Annotated in this window: 8 protein-coding genes; 3 read left to right on the top strand and 5 right to left on the bottom strand. The window is 44.7% G+C overall.

From position 1 onward, the window contains the following. Positions 1–5: 5 nt before the first annotated feature. The 5 genes from MHN31_RS06715 to MHN31_RS06695 form a co-directional block, all read right to left on the bottom strand. Positions 6–815, bottom strand: a complete 810-nt coding sequence (locus MHN31_RS06715; protein WP_239443840.1) for a DNA-binding domain-containing protein — start codon at positions 813–815, stop codon at positions 6–8. Continuing rightward, positions 808–1644: a DUF692 domain-containing protein gene (locus MHN31_RS06710; RefSeq protein ID WP_125557812.1), complete on the bottom strand. Its 837-nt coding sequence runs from the start codon at positions 1642–1644 to the stop codon at positions 808–810. The genes MHN31_RS06715 and MHN31_RS06710 overlap by 8 nt, the downstream gene beginning before the upstream one ends. Before the next feature lie 77 nt (positions 1645–1721). After that, positions 1722–2180 carry a hypothetical protein gene (locus MHN31_RS06705; protein WP_239443839.1) on the bottom strand — a complete coding sequence of 153 codons (459 nt, stop codon included), beginning with the start codon at positions 2178–2180 and terminating at the stop codon, positions 1722–1724. A 382-nt stretch (positions 2181–2562) separates the two neighbouring features. Beyond that, entirely contained in the window at positions 2563–3672 is a 1110-nt protein-coding gene (locus MHN31_RS06700; protein WP_239443838.1) for a DUF418 domain-containing protein, read from the bottom strand. A 172-nt stretch (positions 3673–3844) separates the two neighbouring features. Next, a complete protein-coding gene (locus tag MHN31_RS06695) occupies positions 3845–4276 on the bottom strand; it encodes a helix-turn-helix domain-containing protein (RefSeq protein ID WP_125557794.1) in 432 nt (143 codons plus the stop codon). Positions 4277–4693: 417 nt separating this feature from the next. On the opposite strand from MHN31_RS06695, the gene MHN31_RS06690 reads away from it, so the two are divergent. The 3 genes from MHN31_RS06690 (at position 4694) to MHN31_RS06680 (ending at position 14843) form a co-directional block, all read left to right on the top strand. Then, positions 4694–6646, top strand: a complete 1953-nt coding sequence (locus tag MHN31_RS06690; protein WP_239443859.1) for an alpha-amylase family protein — start codon at positions 4694–4696, stop codon at positions 6644–6646. A gap of 452 nt (positions 6647–7098) precedes the next feature. Then, positions 7099–14349 carry an RHS repeat-associated core domain-containing protein gene (locus tag MHN31_RS06685; RefSeq protein ID WP_239443837.1) on the top strand — a complete coding sequence of 2417 codons (7251 nt, stop codon included), beginning with the start codon at positions 7099–7101 and terminating at the stop codon, positions 14347–14349. After that, positions 14343–14843, top strand: a complete 501-nt coding sequence (locus MHN31_RS06680) for a hypothetical protein (RefSeq protein WP_239443836.1) — start codon at positions 14343–14345, stop codon at positions 14841–14843. Before MHN31_RS06685 ends, MHN31_RS06680 begins: the two co-directional genes overlap by 7 nt. Positions 14844–14888: the final 45 nt, after the last annotated feature.

Below are 14888 nucleotides of genomic sequence, written 5' to 3'. Positions count from 1 at the left end.
ACGCCTTATTCCGAGGGAGCCTGGATAGGATCTGGAAGCTGATACTCGCTAAGCCAATTTGCGTTGAGTGCTTTTTGCAGCAGTTGCATAACGGCTTGTGTGCCGGTTTCAGTATCCTGATGCAAGTTGGCTGCGGCTTCGCAGACGAAGCTAAAAGGCAGGCCCTCTTTCAGGGTAGTCAGACATATATAATCACTGTGAGAGAGCGGATGAAATGCGGTGCGTAAATCGGGCTCGCGAATAATCAGCCAATAGTGTCTGGTTGCAAGTTCAGCCTGTGGTGGGGTGTCTGTTTGTTTCAGTGCCTGCCAACTCTCAACTGCGGAAAATTGACACGCGAGTAATCGCGCACTTGGATGCAGCGTAAAAACGACATTGGGCCACAAATTAGCTGGGATCTGTTGCAGTGCCTGCATTGTCAGGCGAGGTGCATCCGGTGCATCAAAAGCCTGCAACAAGAGGCGCTCAAACTGGGCTATTTCGCTCAGTATCCCATGGTCAGAAAAAGGAGAGTGATCCGCGAGAAACTCGGGAAGTCTGTCACCAAAGTGTCGCAAAGATGGATCAGTGGATGGATATTGAGCGAGAAATCCATTCACCATGTCATCAAATAAGTCGTCGCCTAAGTAAAGGCCCAGCATTTCATGGTCCTGTTCCAGTACTTTGGTCAGGCGAATACGATAGGCATTTTGATAGATTGAAGCTCTGTCCTGAATACTTAGGCCTGGCTGGGGAGCAATCTGATTGAGTAAATCTGATTTCGTGCCTGTGAGCATTGCAACAAATGCTTGCTGAAGTTGGGCTAACTCATCCATTGGACCTCCAACTGAGCGGGGCAAGTTCTCTGGCCTGGTGCAACTCTGCCATTAGAGTTTCGAAAGGGGGGAAATTATCGTCTCTTTCGATCATGGTATTGACCGCCGGCCTTGATTGCGTGTAACGCTGAAACAATTGCCATACGGCGTCGCATACAGGTTGATCATGTGTATCGACAATATGACTGCCGAAGTCGCTGTGTCCGGCCAAATGTATCTGCGCAACCGCTTGCTGAGGGATCGCGTTGAGATAATCCATGGCGTCGAAACCATGATTTCTGGCACTGACATAGACGTTATTGATATCAAGCAAAAACTGACAGCCAGACTGCTGATGCAATGCCGATAAAAAGTCCCACTCAGTCATTTGGGACTGATGATAGGTGAGGTAGCTGGAGACATTTTCGAGGATAACGGGGCGTTCTAAATAATCCTGAATAACGTGTAAACGCTCACATAAATGTGTCAGGGCTTCTTCTGTATACGGCAGTGGCAGTAAGTCATGGCTGTTAAATTCACCAAGAGATGAAAAACACAAGTGGTCAGAAATCCACACAGGGTTGACGCGTTGAATGGTGCGCTTAAGCTGCTCAAGATATTCGAAATTTATTGCTGACGTGCTGCCAATCGACATAGACACACCATGCATTGCAATCGGGTAGCGCTCTTTTATCTGATCGAGGTAATGCCATGGCTTGCCGCCATCAACGAAATAGTTTTCAGAGATGATCTCGAACCAATCGACGTCCGGCTGAGTTTGGATAATGTCTTCGAAATAGCAGGTTCTGAGTCCCAGGCCAAATCCCAGATAAGGCGGTATAGCTTTCAATGTGTCTTCCGTTTAAAGCAAGAGGTTAGGATCAGCAGGCATATCAGGTGTCTGCCTGCTGACACAAGGCTAGTTTGTTAGCTGTCGACTTTGCCACCTATGTCCTGGCATGCTTTGGCTGGCATTTTTACAAACCCAGTACCTTTGCAGGAGGCATGTCCACCACAGGCATTGTTAGCGGTTTTACAGTCATTGTGACCACCGCAAATGTTGACGTCATTGCACTTTACAAGGTCAGATTTGGCTACTGAACCGACCCACTCATCTTTTACTTTACCACCCACATCAGCACATGCTTTAGCTGGCATCGCAACAAAGCCGGTCCCTTTACAGCTGGCTTGTCCTGAACAGGCATTGCTTGCGGTTTTGCAGTCATTATGGCCACCACAAACGTTAACATCATAGCAATGAACCAGATCGGTACTCGTACCACTGGTATTTGCATTTGCTGTATTGGATGACGTGTTGTCTGTTGAGTTACAGCCTACCAGGCCTGCAACCATGACCGCCATCGCGGCCCCCGTTAGTGCTTTCATATTATCTTCCTCATTGAGTGTGTGCCAAACTGAGCGTGGCGGTTACCTGACCCAAAATAACAACTCTCTTTTATTCAACAGGTAGTTCAGCAGCATGTTCATGCCCGTACTTATCGGTAGTGTTTAACTACCTGAACATGCTGCTGTAACGACAAGACCTGAGTCAGATGAAATTCATTTCAGTGTAGTCGAAAATTTTTTGTCCGAACAAAGAAAATACACGTACCTGAACGTCGGTATTTGAACTTGTTCAGGGCAGGAAAGTAATACATTTAGTTATTGTAAATGCTATATTTATCAATTGGTTATTGTTTTTGTGAAAGAACTCCTAATCAAACTTCACGATGCTTATTATAATCGCTCCAAAAATTTACCTCGCATGTTATTTTCGAGCATAGAAAAAGTGACCAGAATAAGTCTCAGCCCGATTAATGAGGTATCTGAACAGCCATTCAATCGGCCCCTGAGTGAACTTTCGACTCCATAGCATGGCAAAACACGACGCTGACAGGCAAAAAATCAGGCTGCTAAATAGCGCCATTTCAATTGACTGATTATCAAGCATGTTGAGTGATTCTAAGATTCCCATACCAATAATTACGTGTGTTATATAAAAAGTAAGTGATAACTTTCCGGTTTGTTCCAGCACTTTAAGTATGGTTGTATGCACAAAGTACTGGGCCAGTTTGATACAGCTTATTAAGATAAGCACAGCACTGGCAGTGGCACATACCAGATATTGTGGCAGAGGTGGGATTGGTCCGGTGCTCAGCAAAAATGTGATATCTTGATCTTGCATTCCTGCCTCCACAGCAAGCGTGCGTAACAGGTAAAATGTCCCCTCGACCGCGATTAATATAACAAGCGCGCTAACAAAGAGTTTTCTCTGTGTAGCGATGTTATGCAAAGGTTGACGGCCCAGCCAAATACCAAATAATAGAAAGGCAATCCAGGGAAACACAGGATGAAAGCCATTGTAAAAAATGCGTCTGATCAGGCCATCCAGAGTCCATAAGTCAAGGTAAGTGAGTGTTTCCCACTGCCAGCCTTTGGAGTAATCAATGATAAGCAATAGCGCAGGGAAAGTGGAGACAACCACCGCACACAGTGTGAGTAGCGTGCGATGAGAGGCGAACAATAGCCATGAGGCCAGAATAAAATAGCAGCCGTAAAAGTGCAGAATATCTGCTGGCCAGACGGGCAAATAAAGTAGCCCGAGGCAAAGTAGCAGAATACCACGCATGATTACTTTATTTTGCAGTTGTTTTCGCTGAAGTAGGTTGTGGTTTTGCACTTTGCGAGCGCTCAATGTCAGCCCGACACCTGCCAGTATCACAAACAGCGCTGCGGCGCGACCTTCCAGTAAACTGCTCAATGACAGCAGCTGTGGGTTGCCAGTTGTAGCGCCCATAACAAGTTTAAAGTTAACGACCACCATACCAAAAATTGCCAATGCTCTGGCAAGGTCAATACCATGGATCCGCACGCTCATTTTTGTTCCTTTTAGGATATCTGGTGAGTTTAAGTTAAGTGGAGTGGGCGGAATATTCCGTAAATAAATGTATAAAGTTGTAACAGACACAGGTACGAATTATTGATACGTGTCCCAGAGGGGTTTGAAGCCGTGGCTGATTGTGTGATTAGCAATGCGGAAGATCGCATTATCACCAGATAGCGAACTTGTCACCCATATATTTGCAATAACTAATAAAGTATCCATTGATGAGCAAAAGCAAACCGCCAGCAAGGGCTGCCTCGTTTATGAGTCCCAGCAAGCAAAAAAACAAGCCAAAACCATGTAAAATACGCTCAAGCCTGATGAGCAATGATCTACCAGGCTGGCGTTGAAATGTTCCTAGGAAAAACCAAATCCGTAGCCACAGTGGCCGTGGTGATGCATGTTTATTGGTCATAAATGATTCCTGTTGTAATGTGCTGATGTCAGTGTCTAGTGCAGCGGCAAGGCATTTTAGAGACTCCAGGCTTGGAGTGTGACCCTGTTCTATCCGCTGAATTGTGCGGATATTTAATCCAGACATCATAGCCAGTTGAGCCTGAGTCAGGTGCTTGCTTAATCTGAGTTGTTTGAGGATCATAGTGTTACTCGCTGCAAAGTGATGTCGAAAAGTGTTATCCAGAAGCCTCAGCATAAGCAAGGGATTTGCACCGACTTTTTTGTGACAAAGTATAATTTTCATATAGTTAGCTATCACCAGATATGTCATCATGGACAGAAAACGGTGCCTTGTTAACTGGAATAAAGACAGATTTAGCGGGTGCTTTTAGGGCTACAATCGTGGGCTTCACAGGCTTGTAAGGGTTTTTTTAACCTGTTTTTGCAGTGTAAGTGCAGGTACGTTTTATTGCATACGTATTCAATAGACGTTTAATCGGATCTCTCTATATTGTTACCGTGATGTAAACATTACCGTTATGACAACAACAGAGAACATACAATGATTAAACAGTCACTCAAAGTGCTGAACACAGCACTCATCGCCGCGGGGTTGGGCATGTCTGCTCAGGCACTGGCCACCCCCACAACCTTTGTTCATTTATTCGAATGGTCCTGGCAGGATATTGCGACCGAATGTGAAACCTTTCTGGGCCCAAAAGGTTATGCCGCCGTACAGGTTTCGCCACCCAGTGAACACATCACCGGCGCTCCCTGGTGGACACGCTATCAGCCTGTCAGTTACCAGCTAGAAAGTCGTAGCGGTAACCGTGCTCAATTTATTGATATGGTGACGCGTTGTGAGGCCGCAGGTGTTGATATTTATGTTGATGCTGTGATTAACCATATGGCACACGGCAGCGGCACAGGCGTTGCGGGCAGTACATTTGGCGACAAGCATTACCCAATCTATAGTCCACAGGACTTTCACGAAACATGTGCAATAAATGATGCCGATTATGGCAATAACGCTTGGCGGGTACAAAACTGTGAGCTGGTAGGTCTGGCTGATCTCAACACCTCCGCGTCTTATGTCCAAAATACACTGGCAGGTTATTTGAATGACTTGGTTGGTATTGGGGTCGCTGGATTTAGACTGGATGCCAGTAAACACATGGCGTCATCGGATATTGCCGCCATCATGAGCAAGGTGAGTGGCGACCCTTTGGTGTTTCAGGAGGTCATTGATCAGGGAGGGCAGGCAGTACGCGCTGATGAGTATTTTGCAAATGGGTTGGTTACTGAGTTTAAGTACAGCACCAAGCTGGGTGACACCTTCAAGTCCGGTAAACTGGCCTGGCTGAGCAGTTTTGGTGAAGCCTGGGACATGATGCCTAGTTATCTTGCGGTGGTATTTGTTGATAATCATGACAACCAGCGAGGCCATGGTGGTGCCGGTAATGTGGTGACGTATGAAGATGGTGCACTGTATGATCTGGCCAATGTCTTTATGCTGGCCTACCCATATGGCTATCCAAAGGTGATGTCGAGTTATGACTTTGACCATGACGGTGATGCTGGACCGCCGGGTAGTGTTGTGCACCAGGGCAGCACCTTAAACTGCTTTGCCAATGAGTGGCAGTGTGAACATCGCCGCAGCATGATTGCAGGTGCCATGGACTTCAGAAACAATACCACAGGCCACTGGACAGTAAATAATTGGTGGGACAATGGTAATAACCAGATAGCTTTCTCCCGTGGTGATGAAGGGTTTGTGGCCATAAACCGTGAAGGTTTTAGCCTGAACCAGACGCTGCAAACCGGTCTTACTGCTGGCGTTTACTGTGATGTCCTCAGCGGTGGTAAGAATACTGCGGGCGATACGTGCCTTGGTAATCAAATCTCGGTTGATCAAAATGGGCTGGCGAGTATCAACATTGGCGCAATGAATGCTGTGGCAATTCATCATAACAGCAAGCTGGGGGACACGCCGACTGAGCCGGTAGGGGACTGGCAAAGAACGGTTGTATTTATCAAAGCCGAAACAGCCGCTGGCCAGGATCTGTTTGTTCGTGGTGGCTTGGATCATAGCTTTGCAGCCACCCTGGGCCGCAATTGTGCTCAGTATCCAATGCAGTGTGCTATGCCTGTCCGCCATAACAACCTGAAAAACCCGACCACACAAGGCTGGAAGCAGGGCGATAGCTACCTTGACTGGCATGGAGCTGAATCAGGCCAAAGTGCGGAAGCTCAGGGCAGCGCACTAGACTGGACAACTAATTTGTGGCCTGCCGAGTGGGGGACCAAAGCAACGGTAGAAAGCCATGGTTACGGTGAAACCCCGTTGAATCAGTGGGGTGCGCACTACTGGATGCTGGATGTGGACATGGATTGCAGTCAATCCCACAATGGTTGGTTTGAAATCAAAGCCTTTGTTAAAAATGGCGAGGGTTGGGAAGGTGATATTAATCAGGCTAACACGCCCTACAGCAGCAATAACCATTTTGCGCGCTGTGGCCAGATCTCGGTGTTTGAATTCAACCAATCCACTGCGAGTTACATCGCATTTTAATCTCTAAACCACTAAGTTACGTCTGGCGGCGGTCATACTCCCTGGTGACCGCCGCATTTTTACCGGTGCCATTGAGGTTTACGAGAATGAATAAGCGCCCTCGAGTTACTCCAAAAGCTATTGATATAAACAGGTACTGACGTAGGGCGATCGGCATCGTTCAGGCCACTAATTACCGTCCATATTTGATTGTAATTGCACTTGTCACGCAGATTGAGTTGCTGAGACAGTATCAGCTCATCGTTAACGTAAACGAATGTAAAACGAGATAGATATACAATTTTCAATTCAAACATAGGTTTGAATAATAAATTCTTCAGATCAGTTTTTTTGAAGTGAAAATGCAGCTTGCATAACCATGACTTCATAAGTAAATTGCCCGCTTTTTGTTCAACCAACCATCCATTGAGGCAACTCACTGGTGCTCTATTGTCCGGACCATGAAAGCGAGTATGAAATTTAAATACCTTCTAGTATTGATGCTTTTAACATTCAGTTGTTTTGTCAAAGCAACTGTTGATAAGAGCTATTTTACGTATAAAGATAAGAGCGGCGCAATTTACGTCGAAAGCCCAAAGCAATTTGTGTTGATTGCTGTCGATCAAGTGTCGATCCCTCTTTTGATTTACCCCAGTAATGGTCTGATAAAAATACAGTATATCAATGGTCAGTGGGTCCAATCGTTTCTCAATGGGCATGAATGGGAAGCTCTAAAACCGAGTCTTATCAAAGACAGTTCACTTTTATCACGTTTAAAAAGTGTCAATCTTGGTGCAAATGGTGAAGAAGGATTCATCCTCTATACTGATGCAACATCCTATTATCCGGCTACTTTACTATCTCTAAATAAGCAAAGCGGCTATGTGAATGGAGTAGAAATCCCCACAAATATTAATCTGGGGGCTTACACATTAAAGGATGTTAACGGCGATGGAATCATTGATGTCAGTTTTAATGACGAGGTTTTTCTTGGCAGTGCTGATGGTGGTTATGTTTACACCAATAAGCAAGTTGCGACACCAGCGACAAAGGTGGCATTGACTACTGGCCACTTCAGAGTCGATGAGTCAGGTCAGTCTACTTATACAATCCCCGTTTCTCTGCCAACTGGTCCGGGAGGCATAAAACCTTCTGTTGCAATTTCCTATAGCTCTGGCAGTGGTCCGGGAAATGCAGGCTATGGGTGGTATGTTTCCGCAGGGTCCAGCATTACCCGGTGCTCCAAAAACATTGCAACAGATGGTGAACAGTCAGCAGTTCGTTTGTCTAGAAATGATGGCTATTGTTTGGATGGGCAGAGGCTTTTACTGGTTAGTGGTACTTATGGTGCTGCAAATAGCACTTACCGAACAGAGCTCGCGAGCTTTTCTAAAATCACTGCTGTGGGCAAAGACAGCATAAACACCGGTCCAAGCAGTTTTATAGTTGAAACAAAAGACGGGGATGTTAAATATTATGGCTTAAGTTCAGATTCTAATGTAAAGCCTGCAACGCCCTCAGATAACCGAAAAACAACACATACCTGGGCTCTGTCTAAGGTCGAAGATGTTTATAACAACACAATCCAATTTCAGTATGACAAGAGTGAGCACTTAGGTACGCACAGGCTCACTTCGATCCTTTATGGTCAGGTAAGAGTTGCGTTCAATTACGCTATGCGAAATACAAGGCATTCTGGCTACCTGTTAGGAGGAAAAACCCATTCGACCAGGCGTATAACAAGTATTACAGTGACTAAGAGTGGCGAAGCTTATCGTCACTACGCCATCAATAGTGACGGTAGTAAGCATGACTATATTGATAGTATTCAGGAGTGTATCTCCAGTGGTGGATCATGTAAGCCAGCAACTCAGTTTGAATACAATAAATCGTTAGACGAGACAAAGTTTACGTTTAGTGGCTTTCAGGAGTCGGGCCTCAGAACGACGACGTTATTTGGCGACTTTAATGGTGACGGTAAGGCGGATAAAGTCTTTACAGATAAAACAGGTAAACAGCTAACGGTTGCGATTACAGAAGGGATTACTGACACGGTCACTAGAAACCTTAAATCAGCGTCTGCCTTCCAACTGGCAGACGTCAATGGTGACGGTTATACGGATATTATCTATGCTGAAAATAGTATCTGGTATGCAAGGGCTTTTCAGCCAGGTACCGTCAACCGTTCGAAATACATATGTGAAGATGAGTTTCTTAACAACGAAGATGACTCATTCTGCCGTGTGGTAGATTATGTCGAGGAAAGGTCTTTTAGTAACGCCCAGAACCTTGGTATTAGCTATGGCGCTCAGCCTGCCATGTTGGCAGACGTCAATGGAGATGGTTTAGTTGACTGGTTGCATGCAACGGGTAAATCACTTGGCTACCGAGCAAATATTGCTTCAAAGGACACATTAGGACGCAAGTACGATAGCAATATAAAGTATTTTTATACGTTTACTGATAGGGACTTTGGGCCGGCCAGAACCGGTTGTTCAATTAGTCGACAAATTGAGACCAAGTTCACAAAAACCGGAGATCTTAACGGCGACGGTATTTCTGACTTCGTTGTTAAGCTAAAAAGTGCGTACCGCCCCAGCAGCAGATATGCACGTTGCTCTAACACAGCAGATGTTTTTACATATAAGGTACTGATAAGTAGCCAGACTGCAAACTATGACGCGCACCCAATAGATTTAGAAAGTGATACAGATTTGCGTTTTGCTGCGCTTAACCAGGATGGTTATGCTGATCTTGTATATACAAAGAAAGGCATTTGGTACTCCAGAGTATCAACGGGCTCTACCACCTCGCCATTTCTCCCTGAAAGGCGCTTGCCGAACATTGATGAAAAACTGGGATCTGATGCATACAAAGGTAATGTGCACTTTGCAGATATTAACAATGATCAGCTTTCTGATATTGTAGCTTTGCAGCCTATTCGTACCATTGTCAGGTATGGCGAGTGTCGTAATGAGAATGGAGATCCACGTGAAAGGCCTGCTCCTGGAGAGCCTCAGCTGGAGACGCGACAACAGTGTCCGCCAGGAGAGTACTGGGTGCCAGCGAAATATGGGGATGGACTGCAAACCGTATATTGGCTTGGTAAAAGCATCGGTGCAGCATCTGCTGTCTATGAGTACCATAAAGTTGGTTCTGCGCTGCCCACAACTAACTATACCCTGAAGCTCGCCGATGTAAACGGCGATGGGCTGCCAGATATGTTGCGGAGTAACTCGACTCCAGTGGCAGATGCAACCTGGAATCAGATATTAAATGATACAAAATCGGCGCAAGGGGCTGAACACCGTCTTGTATCTATTACTAATGGCTTTGGTGTAAAGACCAGTATTGATTATAAAAATATCAAAGACCGCTCGGTATACACCTATATCCCGGCACTTAATACACTGGGCAAAGTCAATGCTTCCTTCTTCTCACCTAAACATGGAGTTTGGGTTGTCAATGAAGTTAATAGCGATTCGAACACGCTGGCTGGCTTTAATGAGCGTGTTGGCGTGCGCTATGAATATGCCGGTCTGGTTATTAATAAGAGAGGAAGGGGCACGCAAGGGTTTCATCAAATCTCAACGACTGATAAGCATAGCGGTGTAAAAACCTCTACCTACTATCACCAGAACTGGCCGTATACCGGAAGGCCTGCGAGGACGGTCACTTATACATCTGATGATCTGTTGATTGCCGAGGCTAAATCAACCTGGTCTACTTCTAGAAGCCACCTGGGCGAGACGTTTGTTTATTTGAGACAGGCATCTGAAAGGGGCTGGCAGATAGGCACTGATAATGAGCGCCGAGAGATAAAACGAGTTCTAACGGTGAATAGTTATGATGAGGGAATGTCCGAAAAGTGGGGGAATCTGACAAAAACAGTTGTGAAGACATTTGCGGCAGATAACACAGCTTTGATTTTTGCTGATCATACGACAACCAACATCAATACTTATCATACGGAGAATGATGGGCTGAGGTTTGGTCGACTTAAAAAAGCCACTGTTACGCAAGAAATGAAAAATGGGTACAGAAAGGCCACACGTCAGACTGAGTTTGAATACTATCCAAACTTGATGCTAAAAAGCGAGACTGTCGCAGGGGAATGTGCCTCTGAGTCGGTGACGCGTCCGGCAACTGGGTATTGTGACAGATATAACACTCATACTAAAAGTTATGAATATGATGCGTTTGGCAATGTTAATAAAACCACTGTTTCCGGATACCATGGAAGCCGAACCAGTACAAAACAGTACGATAGCACTGGTGAATTGGTTATTCAAAAAACCAATGTACAAGGTCACAAGACATCATACCTTTACAATGGAACGAGATCAGCCAAGGGGATCATTCATTCTAGTTCAGTCACAGATCCAAATGGGTTAACGAGTACCAGTTTCTTTGATGCATGGGGGGATCCGGTCAAAACGATCCATGCCGATGGCAATGAATCGAGACAATCGACCCAATTGTGTGGAAGCAATAAATTGTGTGCTGGTGTCAATGGGTATTACTTTACTCAGTCTGTTGAGCCAGGCAGCTCACCGGTTTACACGGTCTATGACAAGTTTGGCAGACAAACCAGAAGTATTAAGTATCTGTTAGATGGGACTCAGTCATATGAAGACATTACATATGACAAACATAACAATCCGCAGAGTAAAACTTTGCCGTATCGCCCTGGAGAGCGACCAGAAAGTTTCCAGTACCGCTATGACAAATACAATCGTCTGACCACGTCCACAAAGCCCGGTGGCAAATCAACTAGTATCAATTACTACGGTAATGACACGGTAACATCTGATAATTCGAGCGCCAATGATGGTGTGGCTGTCAGAGGTTACTACCGAAGAGAGCGTGTGGATATTTTGGGCCGCACTGTATTTAAAACTGAGCCTTATGTCTTCGGTGCCGATTACAAAAAGGTTAGTAAAGTTGTCTTCGAATATGATGCATTTGGTAATCAGGTGACTGCCCGAAATGAGATTTATGACGTCAACACCAGTACCTTTAAATCCTCAGAGATACATACAGAATACGACAACTATGGGCGTAAGCTTAAAGTCAAAGATCCGTCCAGAGGTGAATGGAAAACTTTTTACAGCACTTTTGGTGAAATAAAGTCCGTCATTACAAGCCGCAGTAGTGCAGGTGACGTTTATGAAAAGCTTGAACACCACTATGATAGGTGGGGGCGGATTCAAAGAACGGTGCAAGTTGAAAAGCAGACTTCAAAGCAGTTAATTCAGTGTTACGTATATGGTGAAAGCAGTAGTGCAAGAAACTTAGGGAAACTCATTGCTACGCATCAGTATCGAGTGGGTAAGCCGAAGCCAAGCAGGCCGAATGCACGTCCTCCAATTTGGAGCTGTGATCTGTTAGCCAGCAGAGCGACACCGTCACTTAGTAAATTCTACTACTTCGATGAGTTTGGCAGGCCAAGCAAACAGGTTACAAACAATGAAGGTGGTGAGTTTGTAATCGTAAATGGTTACAACAGTGTTGGTCAGCTAACTGATCGGGCATTGCCTAATGGGTTGTTTGTAAAAACACTTTATCGTCATGGGTATGCCTATAAGACAATTAATGCACAAACCAATACGTTACTGAGTGAAATCAAAGAAGTTGATGCGCAAGGTCGTGTTACAGAGCAGTTGTTGGCTGGTGGCGTTACAAGAGCACAGGCTTTTGAAAGTGACAGTGGCTTCATCGATTCTATTACTATCAGTAATGGCAGACAAACGCTATACAATGTGACCTACAAGCACGATGCTCGGGGAACAACGCGCTCGCGTGAAAGCACGTATTATGAACCAGGTTATGGCAGTGACTGGTTTAAATATGCGGAGACATTCGAGTATGAAGATAATGGGTTACAACGACTTGAGAGTCGTACGGTTACGCATTCAAGCAGTAATTATGCTACGCCTCTGAGGCTTGCGAACGAAAGCTATAGCTACGATGGTTTTGGTAACCTGAAATCGCATTCAAATGTGGGGACATACCACTACAACAATAAGAGTAATCCTTATCAGTTAAGCAGTATTAGCGGAAAAGCTGGTAAGCGCAGTTACTCAATGCAATATGATGAGCATGGAAACATCGTAAATGATGGTCAGCGTAAGTTCTTTTATACGCATTTTGATAAGCCGTATAAAATACTGAAAAACAGCTCTACTTATACTGAGTTTAAATACGATGAGAAGCAAACGCGATACTATCGTAAAGATGTACGAAGCATAAATGGCAACATTCAGACTAAAGAAACTTACTACATCGGTAAAATTTATGAGCTGACAAAACGCGCTGGCGGTAAGGACGGTTACGGAAAAGCACTCCCTGACCAGATTGAACACCGTTGGTATGTTGCCGGTGTAGTGATTAGCGAAATCGAAGGGCAAGGCCTGAAAACCGAAGTTGCACACACGGATATGCTTGGCTCAACGGTAATGGTGACCAATGGCTCTGGTAATGCGATTGCACAGTATTTGTATGACCCATGGGGTAAGCAGCAGCAGGTGTATGCGTCATCGGGATTATCTCTTAGCTTGATGCCGTTATCTCAGATGCGTGGATTTACCGGTCATGAGCAAATAGATGATCTTGAAATTGTGCATATGAATGGGCGGATCTATGACGCGAATATTGGTCGTTTTTTACAAGCAGACCCATTCGTTCAATTTCCGGGCGTAACACAAAGCCATAACCGATATAGTTACGTGCTCAATAACCCATTGACGTATAACGATCCAAGTGGCTACTTCCTGAAAAAATTGATGGAAGTTACTGGTATTTCGTCAATATTGAAGGCTATCGCTAAAGTGCCTATTCTCGATGCTGCCGTCAGTATCGGACTTACTTTCGTAGCCCCCTGGTCTGTAGGTATCTATCAGGCATTGAAAACCTACGCAGTTACAGGGAGCTTTGGTGCTGCATTACGAGGGTTTGTGATTTCAAATCTGACAATCGCTGCATCGTCAGTGATTGGCAGTCATCTACCCTTTGATGGATGGTATGCCGTTGCGAATGTGGCATCGCACGCAGCAGTTGGTGGCATTGCCTCTGTACTGCAAGGCGGGGAATTTGGCCATGGTTTTGTCAGCTCCATGGTAACGGCTTCCATGAAAGGATTTATGAACCCCCAAACGGGTACTACAGCTGATGCCGTGCGCAGAACCGTAATTGCAGGCCTTGTTGGAGGAACGGTGTCTGAAATGACCGGCGGGAAGTTTGCAAATGGTGCGGTGACCTCAGCAATGCAGTGGTGGTTTAATGCTGAAAATGGTGGGAAACCAAAAAATAGAAAAAATAACTCAGATGAAAGGAAGCATACTCTAAAATATAAAAAGACAAAAAAATCGTGGACTAGGAAAGTTAGTGGAAAGAAGGAGTATCATGAGATAAAAAATCTGTTAATGAGTTCCGGGAAAGGTGCAATAGGAAACGTTCTTAAGAAGTATGGGTTTGCGGCACAAGCAGAAGTTGTAGGGCATATACCTTCACCTACGGTTTATGATGAATTAGTTAGATTTGAAACTATTTACGAGTATGAAGAATATAGAGTCCCATATTTTGAAAGCTCTTCAGGGGGGAGTGTATTTGATACTGAATATGAGTTTATCTGGCATCAAGCAGAACCTACTGGGAATTTCAAGTATGAAATTGAAGGTAGGTATAAACTTCATGAAAACAAGTGGTGTTTTGTAGGATGCTAAATTTTAAGGTGATTTTATTATTGTTACTGATGGTTGGCTCTTTTACTGTAATTCAGACGTTAGATAGACCTCAGAATGATATCTTTGTTACAGAAGAAGAGTTGGGGATGTCTTTCGAAGATCAGGCTTTTTTTAATGAAAAGCAAGCTCAGCAGTATCTCAATGACATACATGATAAACGTGAGGCTCTATTGAATGCTAAGCTTATAGAAAGAAAAGAAAGGTTAAGTTACTTGAAGTACCATTCTTTGATTCTGGTTCTGGTCTCTTTGCTTACTGTTTTTATTGTAAGTTCAGAAAGTTCACGAGTGCTGTATGCTATATTTCTGCTTGTGTTTTCGTTGATTGAATGGTGGCGATTCTCTTTGAGCGGGTTGGTTCTCGCGCTGGGCTTAATATCTATTATACAGTTGGCTTTTTATGTATATAAAGATAAGGAATTACCACCCGATTGGGATAAAAATATTAAAAGAAAGAAGGACGATGAGAACTAAAAGTTAGAAGGCTTAAGTGCTAGTTGCGAAACACCCATTCAAAGT

Source organism: Pseudoalteromonas sp. McH1-42, assembly GCF_022347845.1.
Classification (GTDB): Bacteria; Pseudomonadota; Gammaproteobacteria; order Enterobacterales; family Alteromonadaceae; genus Pseudoalteromonas; species Pseudoalteromonas rubra_D.
Note: the sequence above shows the minus strand (reverse complement) of the source record. Positions and strands in the feature narration are given on the sequence as shown.

Bases quoted from the DNA above. Each gene is read 5' to 3' on its own strand.
- MHN31_RS06715 (WP_239443840.1), bottom strand. From the start codon at position 815: ATGGATGAGTTAGCCCAACTTCAGCAAGCATTTGTTGCAATGCTCACA.
- MHN31_RS06705 (WP_239443839.1), bottom strand. From the start codon at position 2,180: ATGAAAGCACTAACGGGGGCCGCGATGGCGGTCATGGTTGCAGGCCTG.
- MHN31_RS06700 (WP_239443838.1), bottom strand. From the start codon at position 3,672: ATGAGCGTGCGGATCCATGGTATTGACCTTGCCAGAGCATTGGCAATT.
- MHN31_RS06695 (WP_125557794.1), bottom strand. From the start codon at position 4,276: ATGATCCTCAAACAACTCAGATTAAGCAAGCACCTGACTCAGGCTCAA.
- MHN31_RS06690 (WP_239443859.1), top strand. From the start codon at position 4,694: ATGTCTGCTCAGGCACTGGCCACCCCCACAACCTTTGTTCATTTATTC.
- MHN31_RS06685 (WP_239443837.1), top strand. From the start codon at position 7,099: ATGAAATTTAAATACCTTCTAGTATTGATGCTTTTAACATTCAGTTGT.
- MHN31_RS06680 (WP_239443836.1), top strand. From the start codon at position 14,343: ATGCTAAATTTTAAGGTGATTTTATTATTGTTACTGATGGTTGGCTCT.